Below are 16,451 nucleotides of genomic sequence, written 5' to 3' on the forward strand. Positions count from 1 at the left end.
GAGACGACTGCGCAAGGAGCCATCCATGCGCAGCGTGGTAGGAATCTCCGGCCTTCAGGCCGGGGAGGATGTCAATTGCAGAGAGCGAGTACCTTTGCTCAACAGGGTTGAGATTTGTCAACTCTTCTATACAAACCTTCTCAATCCCTTTTTTCAACAACCTTGTAGTCGGTAGAGTGTAGGGCATCTTCTGGGAACAGGCGACGTCAGGATCCTTAACCCTTAGCCGCCAGGTGATATCGGTCACCGCCCTGAAGCTCTTTTGGATGCAGGCTGTGAGTGAAATGTGGCCCCCCTCAGATTTAGGAGATCGCTCAACCATGCGCAACCTCTCTTCCATCTTGCTGTTCGGGATCCCTTTGGTAAGCCTAGGCTGGACAGGGATCCCGGTGGTGGCCCAATCCGCCAATCCAGCCCTCTGCCAGCAATTTCCCCAAGACATTCGCTGCACCCTCTCTGCCCCCAGACAGGTGGGACAAGCGCCGCAACCCACATCCCGTCCTCGGATTGCAGTCTTGGACTTTGATTTCAGCAGCCTCAGCAATCCCTACAGCTTCCGCGAGGCTTCTCGGGGGGTGAGCGACCTGTTGGTGGATCGGCTGGTGAGAGATGGCACCTTTTCCGTCATCGAGCGCTCGCGGCTGGACGCGATCTTGGCCGAGCAGAACCTGGGTCTATCCGGTCGACTGGATGCCAACACCGCTGCTCAGGTAGGCCGGATCCTAGGGGTCGATGCGGTGATCCTCGGCAGTGTGACCCAGTTTGATGTGTCTGTGCGCCGTTCTGGGGGTGGGGCACCGGTCTTAACTCCCTTCGGCAGCTTCCCGCTGGCGGTGGGCGCTGAGTCAGTGGATGCCGATGCCAACGTGCAGCTGAATGCCCGCTTGGTGAGCACCAGTACTGCCGAGGTCTTGGCCGTGGTCGAGGGCAAAGGCAACGCCAGCCAGTCGGATAGCACGGTCACGGTTGCCGGCTTTGGCGGGGGATCCGCCACCAGCAACGAAGAGAAGCTGTTGGTATTGGCAAGCCAACAAGCGGTGGAGCAAATTGCCCAGCAGTTGGCCGGTTTTGCCGGGCGCTTGGCAGCTCAGCCTCGCTCTCTGCCAACGGTTGACGCCTTGGTGGCGGATGTCTACGGCAACCAGGTGATCCTGAACAAGGGCAGCCGCGATGGCTATCGGGTGGGATTGATTCTTTCTGTGGAGCGCGTCGTCCGCGAGGTGAAGGATCCGGCCACGGGGACAGTCTTGCGCAAATTGACTGAGCCAGCCGGACAGGTCCAACTGACGGAGGTGGATGACAGCTCCAGTGTGGGACGCATTCTCAGCGGGGCAGGCTTCAAGGTTGGGGATGTGGCCAAGCCTGTCCAATGAGCTTTCCCAAGCCCTATCCTCAGGATCCCTCGATGGGAGCAAAGCCCTGCCGTTGCGTGTTTTCGGTTACGGTGCGCGGCTCTAAAAATTGCAGCAGGTAGTCGGGGCCGCCGGCTTTGGATCCCACGCCGGAGAGCTTGAAGCCGCCGAAGGGCTGCCGCTCCACCAACGCCCCGGTGATCTCGCGGTTGATGTAGAGGTTGCCGACGGCAAAGTCCTGGCGAGCCTGTTGAATGTGGGAAGGGGTGCGGCTGTAGAGACCGCCGGTGAGGGCGTAGGGGGTGGCATTGGCCATCTGCAGAGCAGAAGAAAAGTCCGGCGCTGAGATCACCGCCAAAACCGGGCCAAACAGCTCCCGCTGCGCCAGCTCTGACTGGGGATCCACCTGGCTGAACACAGTGGGGCCGACGAAGTAGCCTTTTTCCGGAACGGGCAGGCTGAGGTCGAGACGGGCATAGGCTTGGGCCGATTGAATGGCCTGTTGCAGGCGAGCTTGGGCCTCTGCATCGATGACCGGGCCAACTTGGGTGCTGGGGTGGGCTGGATCCCCCACATTTAAAGAGCGCACCGCCTCGATGAGCCGCCCCAAGAACAGGTCGTGAATGGACTGCAAAACGATCACCCGCGAGCAGGCGGAGCATTTCTGGCCACTGTAGCCAAAGGCGGAGTTGACCACTCCTTTGACCGCCTGATCCAGGTCGGCGCTTTCGTCGATGAGGATGGCGTTTTTGCCCCCCATCTCGGCAATGACCCGTTTGATGTGGTGCTGGCCCGGCTGCAGTTGCGCGGCTTGGGCGAGGATCTGGCAACCCACCGCCTGGGATCCGGTGAAGGCAATCAGGTGCACCCGCCAGTCTTGAACCAACAGGGGGCCAATGGCTTCGCCCACCCCCGGCAGGAATTGAAAGACACCCTTCGGGATCCCAGCTTCGGCAAGGGCCTTGAGGATAAACTCCGCCAGTTTGGCGGCGATCAGCGAAGATTGCTCCGCCGGTTTGAGGAGCACGCAGTTTCCGGCCACCAAAGCGGCCGCTGTCATGCCACAGGGGATGGAGAGGGGGGAAGTTCCAGGGGGCGATCACCACCGCCACACCGCGGGGCTGGTAGTGGTAATGGTTGGTTTCGCCGGGCAGGTTGCACTCCCGTCCCCGCTCCAGAGCCTCCATCTGTTGGGCGTAGTAGCGGCAAAAATCGATGGCCTCGGAAACTTCCCCATCGGCCTGGGCAATGGGCTTGCCCACCTCCAGCACCATCCAGGCAGCCAGCTCCGCCCGCTGGGCTTCGATTTGCTCCGCCACCCGCCGCAGGATCCCCGCCCTCACGGCAACGGGGGTGCGCCTCCAGCTGGGGAAGCTGGCTTGGGCCGCCGCCAAGGCTTGCTCCACCTGTTCCGGCTCGGTCAACCCAATTTCCGCCACCACCTGTTCAGGATCCGCAGGGTTGAGGGAGAGCATCGCTTGTCGAGTGGGGCGATATTCTCCGGCAATCCAGGGCTGAACCCTCTGACCCAGTTGAGGCCGGATCTCGTCCAATGCCTGAAAAAAGGGATCCCGCTGCTGGGGCTGGCTGAAATCCGTATCGGGAGCGGCGGCAAACGAGAGAGAAGGAGCCTGGAAAACGGATCCCTCGTCCAAGACCGGCGGGGCCAACAGCTGCTCGGGATTGTAGCCCTGAACGCTTTGCCGCAGGAAAGAGGTGTTGGCGGTGTTTTCCAGCAAACGCCGGATCAGGTAGGCCATACCCGGCAGCAGCTCCCCGTAGGGGCAGTACACCCGCACCCGCTGTCCCTTCTGCACCAAGGCCTTGGCCAGGGGATCGGCCATGCCATAGAGCACCTGCAGTTCAAAAGCAGACTGGGGCACCTCCAGGGCTTGGGCAATGGCGATGGCTTTGGCCTGAGAGCGCACATTGTGGCTGGCGATGGCGGCGTGGAGATGGGTGTGGTGCTCCAACAAAAGCTGGGTCATGCGCTCGAAGTTGGCGTCGGTAGCAGACTTGCTGTTGTAAACCGGCTGTGGCCAGTGCTTTTGCGCCGCCAGGATGGTCTCTTGATCCCAGTAGGCCCCCTTGACCAAGCGCACCGTCACCGGGGATCCCCGCTCTTTGGCCCAGGCGATCAGGTTTTGCAGATCGGTGTAGCTATCCCGCAGGTAGGCCTGCAGCGTCAGGCCAACGTCGGTGCGGCCTCGGAACTCCGGCTCCAGCAGCAGCTCCTGCAAAATGGCCAGGGTGAGGGATTTGTAGCGGTACTGCTCCATGTCGAAATGGATCCCGACTCCCAGAGCTTCTGCCCGGCGCAACAGGATGCGAATCCGTTCCCCCACTTTGGCTTTGGCCCCCAGGGGATCGATGGGATCGAACTGGGAATAGAAGGCTGTCAGCTTTACCGACACTTGCGGCACCGGCTGCGGTTGTGGCCAGGTTTTGACCATCTTTGCCAAATGCTCCATCACCTGCAGATAGCGATCCAGATAGGATTGGGCTTCCGCTTCGGTGATGACGGCTTCCCCCAGCAAATCCAGCGTGAAAGCCATACCCTGCCGGTGCAGAGCTTCCAGAGTTTTGCTGACTTGCTGCAGGGTTTCTCCGGCAATGTATCGACGGGCCAAGGCTTCCACGGCAGCGGTTAGGGTGGTGGCAGCCAACTGCCCTGGCAGGGAGTCGGGGTCTGCAAAGTTGAGCAGGCTTTTCAGCATTCCCGGCAATTCCACCGCCGGATCTGAAAGATACTCCTGCAAATGGCGGGCCACCTCAGCCTTACTTTTCAAGCTGGGCAAGACATCGATCAAGCGGAACAACTGGGTGCGCAAGTGGGGGTTTTCCATCGCCCAGGCCAGCAGCTTGTCCTCCCAGTGCAGTTGGTCTCGCCACTGGGCCAGCAGGGATCGCTTCTCTCCCCAAAGAGAGGCCAACAAAGATTGGGCGAGAGCTTGGGTTTGGGCCTCGTAGGCAGTAGGAGCAGCTTGGGCAACCATCTAATAACTGGGGTGTGAGATCCCTACCATCCTGTCATGGAAAGGATGGAACCTGAGGCCGATTTTGGGAAGATAATGGCTTATGGGGCCACTGCAAATCCTCAAACAGCTACACCGGGTATAAACAGCTTTGCAGGAGAAACTTATGCAGGCTTTTGTTGCAGGGGCTACAGGAGAAACCGGACGCCGCATTGTCAAAGAGTTGGTGGGCCGCGACATCCCGGTACGGGCGCTGGTGCGCAGCCATGAGCTGGCCGCTCGGGTTTTGCCCCCCGAAGCGGAAGTGGTGGTGGGGGATGTGCTGGATCCGGCCACGCTGGAGACGGGCATGGAAGGATGCACGGTGGTGCTCTGTGCCACCGGGGCCAGGCCCAGTTGGGATCCCTTTCAGCCCTACCGAGTCGACTATGAAGGCACCAAGAACCTGGTCGATGTGGCCAAAGCCAAAGGGATCCAACACTTTGTTTTAATCTCTTCCCTGTGTGTTTCCCAGCTGTTCCATCCCCTCAACTTGTTTTGGCTGATCCTGGTGTGGAAAAAACGGGCGGAAGAATATCTGCAAAAAAGCGGCCTCACCTACACCATCGTTCGACCGGGGGGCCTAAAAAACCAAGACAACGACGATGGCATTGTCCTATCCAAGGCGGATACCCTCTTTGACGGCAGCATCCCCCGCACGAAAGTAGCCCAAGTGGCCGTCGAAAGTTTATTCCAGCCCGCCGCCCAAAATCGCATCCTTGAGATCATCGCCAAGCCGGGTGTGCCCAACCAAGAATGGAGCGCTCTCTTTGCTATGGCAAGGTAGGTACCGAGCTGCATGCATGCTGCATACATTATGACTATGAGCGAGTATGAACGCGGCTCCCAGTTCCTCAGCAGGCTCGAACTTGGTGGGCGCATGGCACTCCTGGAAAGTCGATCCTGCATTGGTCGATAGTCTGCCGCAAAATGTCGGTGCCAAGCTAAACTTCTCGTTTTGCCCTTAACTTCCCTCTGTCTGGGAACCAGAAGACTTGGCCAACTGCTGCAAACGATTTAAGATCTGCGCCTCAGCGTTGGCATCGTGGAGTCGCAGCGTCAGGCGGGGCACCCGCAACGAAGCCGTAATCCGGCCTGAGGGCAGATCCAGCCACACCAGTTGCCCTTGAAAACAGCGACAAGCGGCTCCCCATTCCTGGGCCAGAGCCTCTACCTCTGACCAGACAAGGCAGCGTGGCAGCAGCAGGTCGGTGGCCCACCCAGCCCCACACTCCCGCCGCCTGAGGACACGCACCTGCATGGATCCCTACATCCGCAAGGACTCCGTCCCGCTGACGCGAGCGGCGTAGAACTCGCACCAGGGATCCCCCTTCTCTCTGGCCTTGGTCTCCTGGCCGTGGAAGAGCCCACCCCGCTGGAAGAGGCGGTTGTAGAAGACTTGATCCAGAACCGGTTTCTGCTGGATGTTGCCGTTGTAGACCAAGTTCATCGTGCCCGGCACCGCTCCTTGAGCAAAGTAGCAGGCAGGCTCGTCTGCCTGGGGGTAGGAAGCCAAAAAGTAGTTGGCTTCGTAGTTGCCATCGATCGCCACCCGACAAGACTGTCCGCTCACCACCTCTAAGGCCTGCCAGCGCCCCCAGCCTAAGCTACTGGCTACCGCATAGGCACCATGGATCCAGTCGGTATCCTTCTCTAGCATTGGCCCCACAAGGGTTTCCCACTCCACGGATTCCATAATGTTGCCAAAGGTGTAGAATGCGCAGACATGTCCCGACTCGCGGATAAGAGCTTCCCCCACCCCCATCAGCTCAGCCTGCACCGCCTTCAGCTCCTCCAAAAAGCGGTACTGAATGCGGTTGTAATAGTTAGCAGGCATGCGAGTGAGCAACACGTTAAAGGCGCGAATCTGGCCTCGCTCATCTCCAACCAAGGGCAGGCTCCACAGGGCCTCGTTTACTGCGTCGTAGTCCACTGCTGTAACCGGCTTTGGCAACTGGGCTGGCTTCTCAATCACCTTGCCCATTCCTGGGCTAGGAGTTAGAGACTGGGGCCGTGGCAGCCGAGTGGCTTGGATCAAGCAGCGATCCTTGCGCGTAACGGCCATGCACTCTGTTTCCTCCGCCGTGTAGCTGCCTAGCTCGCCAAAAGTGGCATCCAGAGCTGCCGCCACATAGCCCACCGCCAAGTGGTCAATCGGGCGCGTGCGGTTGACCTGATCCCCGTACTTGCTCAGCCAACCTTCTGCATAGTGAGAATGGGTAAGCTGCACTTCCCCGCCTGAAGGTGTCACCTCAAACGCCAGCCGCCCAAATCCTAAAAAACTGAAGATCTGAGCTGCCACTGCCAGGCGCTCCTGGGTCTCCTGAATGCCAAGAGCCTTGAAAGCTCCGTACAGAAGGCTGTAGAAAATCTCCTGAGCTGCGGTGCGCAGAATTCCCACTCCATCGATCCAGTCGGGATCTTCGATGGTCTGCTGCAGGAAGAGGTTGTAGTGATGGCAGTGGAAGATAACCGGCTCTCCAAACAGGGAGATCAGCTTGCGGTCGCGGTCGAGATGTAGATGCTCAAGCATAGGCAAGTGAACTCAGATAAACAATAGGGGATCCCACAAGCGCAGCAACTGCCCTCAGACAAACCTCGCCAGCTATTCTCGACTACTCAGGCCGGCATGGCAATAGGCAGACGCTCTCGGCCCAAAAGATCTGCTACCGCTTTGTAAAGAATGCGCAGCTCCTGTCGGGTCAGGGTGCCCTTTTCGAGACGGTTGCGGTCTAGGCCCGTTTTCAAAGACAGGCGCAGAGCCACAAAGTTGGGATCCGGAGCGTAGCGCTTGGCATAGTCCATCAAAGCCTGAGCCACAGACATAGTGCTGTCCTGCACAGGGGGCAGCAGCGGTTTTCCGTCGATCAAGATGGCCTTAATCCGGTCTGAAATCGCTTTCAGGTCGGTGATGGAACGGGTCAGAAACAAGACAAAGTAGGGGCTTTTGGGAAACGCTTTGATGACAACCCGCAGCGCCGGAGTGCCGGCCAAAAGGTAGTCCGCCTCTTGGTCGGGGCTGACGGTTTGACAAAGGCGGCTATTGGCCTGCAACAGGTCGCCAGCGTAGGTGCCCAAACGTTCTAGGGCTTGCTCCTCTTGGGAATCGCTGACGTAGGTTACTTTGGCTACTGTAGCACCATCAGTGGCCCGCCCTATCAAAACAGCAATCAAGCCCGGAAGGCCGGCGATGTGCTGTTCAATCACGCTGCTGAGGGTTCGGATAGCCATGATCTGACTCCTTCCTGCGGCTACATGGGATAATTTAAGTAATTTAAGTATATACACGGGATATTGGAGTATATAATTAGTACATACACGGGATAATTGGAGTATCTAGTGAACTAGGATGGATCGGATATTTCCAGAGAAATCTCCTGACCGGCTTAGCTCCAGGGATCCCAGTTCTCGTGAAACTTGCCTTCCAAGATGGCCTGGCGCATCTTCTGGGTGTAGCGCATCAGCTCTGTGATGTTGTGGATGGAGAGCAGAGTGTAGCCCAGGATCTCTTGCGCGCGGATGAGGTGGCACAAGTAGGCGCGGCTGAAGTGGCGGCAGGTGTAGCAGGGACAGTCGGGATCGATGGGATCCAGGCTGCGGCGGTGCTCGGCATTTTTGATGTTCCAGCGTTTGCCCCGGCTGATCACCGTGCCATGGCGGGCATAGCGGGTGGGGATCACGCAGTCGAACAAATCTATCCCAGCGGCCACAGCAGCGCGCATCTCGGCATAGGTGCCCACCCCCATGAGATAACGGGGGCGATCTGCGGGCAAAAGGGGAGCGGTCTGGCGCACCACCGCGTGCATGAGCTGCACCGGCTCTCCCACACTTACCCCGCCGATGGCATAGCCCGGCAGATCCAGCCGACAGACTGCCTCCGCTGCTTGTCGGCGCAGCTCCGGGTAAACTCCCCCCTGCACAATGCCAAACAAAGCCTGATCCGAGCGGCGATGGGCTTCCACGCAGCGCTTCAGCCATTGGGTGGTTCGCCGCACTGCTGCCGCCACCGCCTCAGGGCTGGCAGGATAGGGCGGGCACTCGTCGAAGGCCATGATGATGTCGGCCCCCAGGGCGTTTTGAATCTGGATGGATAGCTCTGGGGTGAAGTGGATCGTTCGGCCATCGCGGGGCGAGCGAAACGTTACCCCCTCCTCGTTAATTTGGCGAATGGCGCTGAGGCTAAAGACCTGAAAGCCGCCTGAATCGGTGAGGATGGGGCCCGACCAGCCCATAAAGCGGTGCAGCCCCCCTGCTGCTTGAATGATGTCCTCGCCGGGCTGTAGGTGCAGGTGATAGGTGTTGCTGAGAATAATATGGGCGCCCGTTTCCTTGAGCTGGGCCGGGGTGAGGGTTTTCACGTTGGCCAAAGTTCCCACCGGCATAAAACAAGGAGTAGGGATCCCGCCGTGGGGGGTGACGAAGTATCCTGCCCGTGCTTGAGTGTGGGGGCAGGTGCCCTCGCAGGTGAAGGTAAAGTCGGCCAAGGTCAGCGTTATCGGCTTTAATCTTGTGCGCAGCAGAGCTTAGCACAGATAGAGCCGCCGGCAAGGGATCCCTTTTGCCAGCCTTGACAGGGATCCCCTGCTTTGGGCACACTTGTAGATCACCGCGGAACTGGCGGAATGGTAGACGCGCTAGATTCAGGTTCTAGTGGCAGCAATGCCATCGGGGTTCAAGTCCCCGGTTCCGCACTCCCCCAAAATGGGTTTCAGGGGATACTGCCAGGTTGTCCGGCTTCACCTCCACTTCTAGAGGGCCAGCTCCTTTTCGATTTGGCCAAGCTTGATGCGGGCAAGGGCCAAGTTGCCTTTCTCTCGATCCAGAACCAGATAGAAAAACAAACCAGAGATGTGCTGGACTAGATGCATTAGGTGGTACTGAGTCTCCAGCAGGATAAGAACCTCCTCGATTTTGTCAGTAAGCTTAAGAGACTCAGCAGCTCGCATTTTGGCGCGAATCACTTCTGTGTTTCCGGCGATTGCCAGCTCCAAGTTAGCTTCAGGAAAAGCGGGGCTGTTGGTGCCCTTGTATCCCAAGCACATCCCAGTTTTCCAATCCCCCAGCGCTACCCCCAGTGCTCCATCGATGCTCAGAGCTTTTACCAAACTGTCTTGGAGTTTTTGCATGGCTGAGAGTATTCCTCCTTTACAAAGCTCGTCGCTCTATAGTAAGTCTTCCGTTAAGAAATTTCAACTCGAAGCTTGCTTAAAAATGTTAGGATTTGATTATTTATAGGGTGAGTGAAACCAAATGCATCAGAGGATGCTTATTGAGCTTTCTCATCTTTGACATCAGTATAAATACTGAAACTGGGATCCGGTAAGTCTTTTTCCCTTCTGCCCGCGGCGGCTCTGGACGGGCCACGGCTCAGACCCTTATTTTGGCTCGTTTGCAGGAGCTAGAGTAGCTGACGCAGGCGTGGTGAAAATGTAGCGAACTGAACCAACGGGAAGCTGGTTTGGGGATCGGATCCCTGTAGCTTTCGAGAGATGGGATCTAGAAGTTATGCTGGGGTTACCTCTTTTACCTTAGGGCTGTTGACCTCCGAGATCGGGGGATCGGAACCCTTCCTCTCCGCTTAGTTTGACCTATGCCTAAGGCCCCCCTCCCTCCCAACGAAGAGCAGCGGCTGGCTGCCCTGCGGCAGTATCAGATTTTGGACACCGCTCCTGAGAACAGCTTTGACGAACTCGTGCGGCTGGCTGCCCACATCTGCGGCACGCCCATTGCTCTGGTCAGCCTTATCGACGAACACCGCCAGTGGTTTAAAGCCAAATTCGGCGTCGATGTGCAGGAGACCCCACGGGATGTGGCCTTCTGCGCCCACGCCATCTTGTCGCCTAAAGAGCCGCTGGTGGTGCCCGATGCCACTCAGGATCCCCGCTTTGCCGATAACCCGTTTGTCGCTCAAGAGCCCCACATTCGCTTTTACGCTGGCATTCCCTTGGTAACTCCAGAAGGGCAGGCCCTGGGCACGCTTTGCGTTGTCGATTATCAGCCTCGGCACCTGACCCCAGAACAACTGGAGCAATTACAAGCCCTGGCCCATCAGGTGGTGGCCCAACTGGAGCTGCGCCGTACTTTGAGGGAACTGGCTCAGACGCCTCTGCTGCCTAAGTCGGGGGATACTAAACCTGCCCGCAAAAACCGCTTTCTCCTCAAAGTTACCGCTAGTTTTGGCCTGGCTGCCCTGATCTTGGCAGGGATCGCCTACTCCGCCCACCGCGCTGCTTCCCGTCTGCCCCAGATCAACAGGGAGGTAACCCAGCTTCTAGAAGAGCACGAGGTTCTAGAGAAGCTGCTAGGAGAAGTGCAGGCCGCAGAAGTCCACAAGCGCAGCTATCTCCTTACAGGCAATGCGAGCTTCTTACGGAGCTATCAGACAAGCACCGATTCGCTGTTTGCTCTTCTGGATCGGCTACAGGAATTTGCGGCCTTGGATCCCGTGCAGCAAGAGCACCTGAGCCGGCTAGAGCTGCTGCTGGCGCCGTGGCTGAAACTCAACCATGATTTGATTGAGCTGAGGAAGCAAGGGGAGCTATCTGCGGTTCAAGAAGCGCTGCAAAGTCAGGAAGAGGAAAAATTGAGGCAGCGGATTGTCGACGTGGTAGCGTCGCTAGGAGAGGAAGATCACCGCCGGCTGCAGCAAAGTAGCGATCAGTTTCAGCTAGCCTGGAGCCGCACCAATGCCATCCTGCTAGCGGGTCTAACGTTTACCTACTGCATCTTAGCTGCTGTTTACTCCCTCATTCGCCGAGAAAGTGCTGAGCGGGAAGAGGCAGAGCGATCCCTTAGGCAAGAGCGGGACTTTACCAACGCAGTTATCGATACAGCAGGGGCGTTGGTGGTGGTTTTGGATCCTGAGGGACACATTTTGCGCTTCAACCGCGCTGCCGAGCAGCTTTCTGGCTACTCGCTGGCAGAGGTCAAGGGCCGGCTGCTATGGGACTTAGGTTTGATCCCACCGGAGGACGTGCCCAGTGTAAAGCAAGCTTTTGAACAGCTCAAGGGCAACTATTCCCTCTTTTTGAATCGCCATGAGAACTTTTGGCGCACCAAGCAAGGGGCACTGCGGCTGATTGACTGGACCAATACCGCCTTAATCGGTGCCAACGGTGAGGCAGAGTTTCTCATGAGCACTGGCATCGACATCACCGACCGCAAGCTGGCGGAGCTGGCCTTGAAAGAAAGCGAAGAGCGCTACCGGGATCTCTTTGAAAATGCCACTGACCTCATCCAAAGCGTGGATGCTGAAGGGCACTTTTTGTATGTCAACCGCGCTTGGAAAGAGACCTTGGGCTATGACGAAGCTCAGGTCTATCAGATGACCCTCTTCGACATTCTCCATCCCGACTGCCGAGAGCACTGCCAGGCTCTTTTCCAGAAGCTTCTAGCAGGGGAGAAACTGGAGAGGGTAGAGACAGCTTTCCTCACGGCCACTGGTGAAACTGTTTGGTTGGAGGGCAATGTCAACTGCCGCTTTGAAGATGGAGTGATGGTGGCTACGCGAGGCATCTTCCGCAACATTACTGAGCAGAAGAAAGCGGCAGAGGAATTGGAGCGGCAAAACCGCCGGGCTCAGTTGCTAGCCAATCTCAGCTTGAAGATCCGCGAATCTTTGGATATCGCCGAGATCCTAGAGACGACGGTAACAGAAATCCAAGCCCTGCTCAAAGCCGACCGAGTCTTGGTCTACCGCTTCCAGCCGGATGGTTCTGGGATCATCTCCAACGAGAAAACTCAGCCGGGGATCCCCTCCTTGATGGGAGAGGTGATTGAGGATCCCTGTTTTCAGGAAAAGTACGCCCAGCTCTACAGCCAGGGCCGCGTTCGCGTTGTTAGCGATGTGGAAAGTGAAGGACTGGAGCCTTGTTACCTAGAGCTGCTGCAAAAAATGCAGGTCAGGGCCAACTTGGTGGTGCCGCTGTTTTTGGAGCAGCAGTTGTGGGGGTTGTTGCTGGCCCACCAGTGCTCTGGCCCGCGTCAGTGGCAGCCGTTTGAGATGGAGCTGCTGTCGCAGTTGGCCAACCAAATTGGCATTGCCCTCACCCAGGCAGCCCTTTTGGAACGGGAGAGAAAGCGCAGCCTGGAGCTGGAGCAGGCCCGCAAAGCAGCAGAGCAGGCTGCACAGGCCAAAAGCAGCTTCTTGGCCACCATGAGCCACGAGATCCGCACCCCCATGAACGCGGTGTTGGGGATGACGGGCCTGCTGCTGGAGACCCCCCTCAATGCAGAACAGCGGGACTTTGTAGAGACCATCCGCGTCAGCGGCGATGCGCTGCTCACCCTCATCAACGACATCCTGGACTTCTCCAAATTGGAGGCCGGGGAAATGGAGCTGGAGATCCTGGATTTCGATCTCCGCTCGTGTCTGGAGGAGGTGGCGGATCTGTTTGCCCCCACTGCCCACGCCAAGGGATTGGAGCTGGCGGTGCTCATGCCACCGGAAGTGCCGCGCTACCTGCGGGGAGATGCTTCGCGTCTGCGGCAAATCCTCAACAATTTGGTAAGCAACGCCATTAAGTTCACCCACCGAGGAGAGGTGGTGATCCAAGCGGAGGTGCTGCAAGAAACCGCTACCCATGCCCACCTCAAGCTCTCGGTGAGAGATACCGGAATCGGGATCCCGGCGGCGGCGCAGAGCAAGCTGTTTCAACCGTTTAGCCAGGTGGATGCCTCTACTACCCGCAAATACGGGGGCACGGGACTGGGCTTGGCCATCTGCAAACAACTGACAGAACTGATGGGGGGAACCATCTCGTTGCAAAGCCAGGAGGGACAGGGCAGCACCTTCAGCGTTGAGCTGACCCTGGAGCGGCAGCCCTACGTCCAGCAGCTTGCCCAGCCTTCTGCTCGTGTCCCGGTGGATCTGCAGGGCAAGCGGCTGTTGGTGGTGGACGACAATGCCACCAATCGCAAGATCCTGCGCTGCCAGGCCACGGCTTGGGGAATGGTGGTGGAAGAGGCCGAAAATGCCTATCAGGCTATGGACAAACTGCGCCAAGCCGTTCGGGAAGGCAGACCCTTCTCCCTGGCCGTTTTGGATATGCAAATGCCAGAGGTGGATGGGGAGACCTTGGGCCGCTGGATCAAGGCAGATCCGCAACTGGCCGAGACGCAACTGGTGATGATGACCTCCCTGGGACTGGGGGAGCACTCCCGCCGCGCTGCCGAAATCGGCTTTGCCGCCTACTTGGTTAAGCCGGTAAAACAAAGCCGTCTGCAGGAAGCGCTGGTCATGGCCCTGGGGAAATCTTCTGGCCTCTCCACCTCTCTTTTGGGCATTGGCCCCCCTCTCTCTCAGACGACGCCTATGGCCGACCGACCCCAGCAGTCCCTGCGCATTTTGCTGGCAGAGGATAACCCCGTCAACCAAAAGGTGGCTTTGCGCCAGCTCCAGAGCTTGGGCTACAAGGCCGATGTGGTGGCCAATGGTCAGGAGGTATTGGATCTCCTGCAGCAGGTCAGATATGACCTTATTCTCATGGATTGCCAAATGCCGGTGATGGACGGCTACGAGGCCACCCGCCGCCTACGCCAACAGGAACGGAGATCCGGCCACCGCACAGTGGTGATTGCCATCACGGCCAACGCCATGCAGGAGGATCGGGAGCGCTGCTTGCAGGCAGGCATGGATGACTATCTCAGCAAGCCGGTGCTGAAGGAAGATTTGGAAAGGGTGCTCAACCACTGGAGCCAGGTGATTGCCCAGTCTGCAGCAGGATCCTCCAATGGATCCGCTTCTAAAGCAGTTTCTCCAAGCTCCCCCGGTAGGGACAGGGATCCCTCTTCTTCCACCCAGCCCTATCCCATCGACTCTGCCTATCTGGATCAGGTTTCCGGCGGGGATCGCGGGTTTCAGCGGGAGCTGCTGCAGGTGTTCATCCAAGATTGTGAAACCCAGCTGCCGCAATTGCGCCAAGCCATTGCCGGTTACGACGCAGAAAGAATGCGGCGGATCGCCCATCGCCTCAAAGGAGCCAGCTCCAACGTGGGAGCTAATGCTTTTTGCCAAGTGGTTCGCGAGCTGGAGCACTTGGGGGTAGCGCTGGCCCAGCAGGGATCCCAAGGTGATCATGAATGGGCACGGGCTCTGCAGGCCCCAGAAGACCTAGAACGCATCTTGGCTGATATTCGCCGATACTTGCAGGAGCTGGAAGGATAGGTTCCTATCTCTCGGCGGGATCCCAAGCCTTCTGCGCTGCTAGCCTTCGCTCCCCGCCCCTCTCCCAGTGGAAGAGGAGAGTCAGCGGCAGAAGCAAGGCAGTGGAAGCTGGACTTAACAGCCTGCATTTCGCTTCCACTTCCATTTGGATTCATTCAGACCTAAATCCAGAATCGAGGGCAATGCGAAAGCCTGGCTGCTTTGCAGAGGGTGGAAACTACAGCCAGGCAAGCAAGGATCTACAGCAGTGTCCTAGGCCCACCGGGATTACATCAGGCCGATTTGAGAGAGGATCCCTTGGCCGGTCAGCAACTCGGTCGCAACGCCAATCACAAAGCCCAGCATTGCCAAACGGCCATTCCACTTTTCGGCGAAGGTAGTGAAGCCGAACTTAGCTTCTTGGTTCTCCATGGTTTTAGCTCCATCAACGGGTGACATCTTTAATGTGGCTCAGATATTAAAAATTGTCAAGTTTTGTGTCGAGAGCTAACAAGGGATCCCTAGCTGCTTTTCACGGTTGTCCAGAGGGCGTCGATGAGGCGCAGCTCTTCCCCTGACAGCACTTTAAGGTAGGTGAGTTTGGCAAGGGCCTCTTCGTCAGGGTAGATGGCCGGGTTTTGCCGATCTTCTGGGTTGATCATGGGCAGAGCTGCAGCGTTGGGGGTGGCGAAGCGGTTGTGGTTGCTCAGTTGAGCGCCGACTTCAGCATCCAGGATGAAATTGATGAAGCGATTGGCCAGCTCGGGGTTGGGGGCCTGGGCGGGAATGGCCATTACATCCAGCCAAATGTGGGCACCCTCGCGGGGGACAAAATAGCCGATGTTGGGGTTTTCTTCGGCAGCTTGCAGGGCATCGCCGCTGTAGACGATGGCTACATTGGCCGTTCCAGAAACCAGTTGGTTTTTGCCCCCCACGCCCCCAATTAGGCCGGCACTGCGGCGCTTGGTGTCGATCAAAAGCTGCTGGATCTGCTGCAGTTCGGAGCGAACGGTGGTGTTCATATCGAAGCCCAGGTAAACGGCAGCAGCGCCGATCATGGAGCGCATCTCGTCGATCATCACAAAGGGGCCATACTGCTGCTGCGGGTCGAAAATCAATCCCCAAGAGCGTTCAAAGTTTTCGGGCAGGCGGTCTTTGCGGTAGCCAATGCCGGTGGTGCCCCACTGATAGGCGGCGGTGTAGGTGTTTTCTGGATCAAAGGGCAGGCCGACAAATTTTTCGCCCAGGTTGCTTAGGTTGGGGATCAATTCTTTGTTGAGAGGCTGCAGCAGTCCCAGCTCCAACATGTTGGGCACAATGTAGTCGGTGGGAACAACAATGTCGTACTGGCTGGTGCCTCCCCCCCGCAGTTTGGCCACCATGTCTTCGTTGGATTCGTACACGCTGACCAGCACGCGGCTATTGGTGGCTTTTTCAAAGGCGGTGAGGATGTCGGGATCGATGTATTCTGACCAGATGTAGAGGTTGAGAGTCTGCCTCTGGGCAGAGGTAACATGGGGCCAAAACAAAACCAGGACAAGCACACAGCAGAGTAGGGTTGTAGCCGAGGCAATCCACTTTTTCATGAGATTTCTCCGACTGTGAAAAGTTGAAAACATCGTATCTGCTTTCATCCCCCAGCCGGCTACACCCGCGGCTAGGGGGCACGCCTTGGGCAATCGCCAAGCCCCGCAAACTCCGGTTGAGGCTCGGGTACTCACCCTTGTTTCCAAGACAACACCCAAACGGTATCAACGCCTCCGCGAGCGATCCGCCAAAAGCCGCAAAGGCCGATTCTTTCGTCGGATCCCTCGATGCCTTGCGCCACAAGGCTTTCCAGCCCCAAAACCCCCTCGCCGCAGCTCTTTTTGCCGACTTTTTTCCGGATCCCTCGCAAATGGGTCTTGCATTCCTTGCCCTGCTTGGGTTTAATAGGGGTGG

Annotated in this window: 13 protein-coding genes, 1 tRNA gene and 1 pseudogene; 4 read left to right on the forward strand and 11 right to left on the reverse strand. The window is 57.8% G+C overall.

What is annotated here, in order from left to right:
- Window positions 1-322, reverse strand: a 322-nt coding sequence (locus tag NW805_RS09030) for a hypothetical protein (protein ID WP_414422301.1), incomplete at its 3' end; no start/stop codon positions are given.
- Between NW805_RS09030 and NW805_RS09035 the strand changes: the two genes are divergently transcribed.
- Window positions 321-1,373, forward strand: coding sequence for a CsgG/HfaB family protein (locus tag NW805_RS09035; protein ID WP_414422302.1), 1,053 nt, complete (start codon window positions 321-323; stop codon window positions 1,371-1,373). The genes NW805_RS09030 and NW805_RS09035 overlap by 2 nt on opposite strands.
- Window positions 1,374-1,392: 19 nt before the next feature.
- Here the strand turns inward: NW805_RS09035 and NW805_RS09040 are convergent, their stop codons facing one another.
- Window positions 1,393-2,412 carry an aldehyde dehydrogenase family protein gene (locus NW805_RS09040; protein ID WP_414422303.1) on the reverse strand — a complete coding sequence of 340 codons (1,020 nt, stop codon included), beginning with the start codon at window positions 2,410-2,412 and terminating at the stop codon, window positions 1,393-1,395.
- 61 nt (window positions 2,413-2,473) lie between these two features.
- Window positions 2,474-4,348: pseudogene (locus tag NW805_RS09045) on the reverse strand (proline dehydrogenase family protein); the annotation flags it as partial.
- 145 nt (window positions 4,349-4,493) lie between these two features.
- Between NW805_RS09045 and NW805_RS09050 the strand changes: the two are divergent.
- Window positions 4,494-5,153, forward strand: a complete 660-nt coding sequence (locus NW805_RS09050) for an SDR family oxidoreductase (protein WP_414351086.1) — start codon at window positions 4,494-4,496, stop codon at window positions 5,151-5,153.
- A 177-nt stretch (window positions 5,154-5,330) separates the two neighbouring features.
- Here the strand turns inward: NW805_RS09050 and NW805_RS09055 are convergent, their stop codons facing one another.
- From NW805_RS09055 to tgt, 4 genes are all read right to left on the reverse strand, one after another.
- The gene (locus NW805_RS09055; RefSeq protein ID WP_414413829.1) at window positions 5,331-5,627 is read right to left on the reverse strand and encodes a hypothetical protein; all 297 of its coding nucleotides are present in this window, start codon (window positions 5,625-5,627) and stop codon (window positions 5,331-5,333) included.
- Window positions 5,628-5,633: 6 nt separating this feature from the next.
- Entirely contained in the window at window positions 5,634-6,899 is a 1,266-nt protein-coding gene (locus tag NW805_RS09060; RefSeq protein ID WP_414422304.1) for a hypothetical protein, read from the reverse strand.
- Between the two features lie 86 nt (window positions 6,900-6,985).
- On the reverse strand, window positions 6,986-7,597 hold the full coding sequence (locus tag NW805_RS09065) for a hypothetical protein (RefSeq protein WP_414344874.1): 612 nt from the start codon (window positions 7,595-7,597) through the stop codon (window positions 6,986-6,988).
- Between the two features lie 155 nt (window positions 7,598-7,752).
- Window positions 7,753-8,862, reverse strand: a complete 1,110-nt coding sequence (tgt, locus tag NW805_RS09070; RefSeq protein ID WP_414422356.1) for a tRNA guanosine(34) transglycosylase Tgt — start codon at window positions 8,860-8,862, stop codon at window positions 7,753-7,755.
- Between the two features lie 112 nt (window positions 8,863-8,974).
- Here tgt and NW805_RS09075 point away from each other — a divergent pair.
- A tRNA-Leu gene (locus tag NW805_RS09075) sits at window positions 8,975-9,057 on the forward strand.
- A gap of 57 nt (window positions 9,058-9,114) precedes the next feature.
- On the opposite strand, the gene NW805_RS09080 is transcribed toward NW805_RS09075, so the two are convergent.
- Window positions 9,115-9,492, reverse strand: coding sequence for a hypothetical protein (locus tag NW805_RS09080; RefSeq protein WP_414422305.1), 378 nt, complete (start codon window positions 9,490-9,492; stop codon window positions 9,115-9,117).
- Window positions 9,493-9,956: 464 nt separating this feature from the next.
- Between NW805_RS09080 and NW805_RS09085 the strand changes: the two genes are divergently transcribed.
- Window positions 9,957-14,531: a GAF domain-containing protein gene (locus NW805_RS09085; protein WP_414422306.1), complete on the forward strand. Its 4,575-nt coding sequence runs from the start codon at window positions 9,957-9,959 to the stop codon at window positions 14,529-14,531.
- Between the two features lie 267 nt (window positions 14,532-14,798).
- Here the strand turns inward: NW805_RS09085 and NW805_RS09090 are convergent, their stop codons facing one another.
- From NW805_RS09090 to NW805_RS09100, 3 genes are all read right to left on the reverse strand, one after another.
- Window positions 14,799-14,969 carry a chlorophyll a/b-binding protein gene (locus NW805_RS09090; RefSeq protein ID WP_414331192.1) on the reverse strand — a complete coding sequence of 57 codons (171 nt, stop codon included), beginning with the start codon at window positions 14,967-14,969 and terminating at the stop codon, window positions 14,799-14,801.
- A 62-nt stretch (window positions 14,970-15,031) separates the two neighbouring features.
- A complete protein-coding gene (locus NW805_RS09095) occupies window positions 15,032-16,096 on the reverse strand; it encodes a spermidine/putrescine ABC transporter substrate-binding protein (protein WP_148202683.1) in 1,065 nt (354 codons plus the stop codon).
- Between the two features lie 131 nt (window positions 16,097-16,227).
- The coding region (locus NW805_RS09100) for a hypothetical protein (RefSeq protein ID WP_414409483.1) at window positions 16,228-16,451 on the reverse strand (224 nt) is incomplete at its 5' end.

It is taken from the genome of Synechococcus sp. W60.1, assembly GCF_047461575.1.
Taxonomy (GTDB): Bacteria; Cyanobacteriota; Cyanobacteriia; order Thermostichales; family Thermostichaceae; genus Thermostichus.

Bases quoted from the DNA above. Each gene is read 5' to 3' on its own strand.
- NW805_RS09035 (WP_414422302.1), top strand. From the start codon at position 321: ATGCGCAACCTCTCTTCCATCTTGCTGTTCGGGATCCCTTTGGTAAGC.
- NW805_RS09040 (WP_414422303.1), bottom strand. From the start codon at position 2,412: ATGACAGCGGCCGCTTTGGTGGCCGGAAACTGCGTGCTCCTCAAACCG.
- NW805_RS09050 (WP_414351086.1), top strand. From the start codon at position 4,494: ATGCAGGCTTTTGTTGCAGGGGCTACAGGAGAAACCGGACGCCGCATT.
- NW805_RS09055 (WP_414413829.1), bottom strand. From the start codon at position 5,627: ATGCAGGTGCGTGTCCTCAGGCGGCGGGAGTGTGGGGCTGGGTGGGCC.
- NW805_RS09060 (WP_414422304.1), bottom strand. From the start codon at position 6,899: ATGCTTGAGCATCTACATCTCGACCGCGACCGCAAGCTGATCTCCCTG.
- NW805_RS09065 (WP_414344874.1), bottom strand. From the start codon at position 7,597: ATGGCTATCCGAACCCTCAGCAGCGTGATTGAACAGCACATCGCCGGC.
- NW805_RS09080 (WP_414422305.1), bottom strand. From the start codon at position 9,492: ATGCAAAAACTCCAAGACAGTTTGGTAAAAGCTCTGAGCATCGATGGA.
- NW805_RS09085 (WP_414422306.1), top strand. From the start codon at position 9,957: ATGCCTAAGGCCCCCCTCCCTCCCAACGAAGAGCAGCGGCTGGCTGCC.
- NW805_RS09090 (WP_414331192.1), bottom strand. From the start codon at position 14,969: ATGTCACCCGTTGATGGAGCTAAAACCATGGAGAACCAAGAAGCTAAG.
- NW805_RS09095 (WP_148202683.1), bottom strand. From the start codon at position 16,096: ATGAAAAAGTGGATTGCCTCGGCTACAACCCTACTCTGCTGTGTGCTT.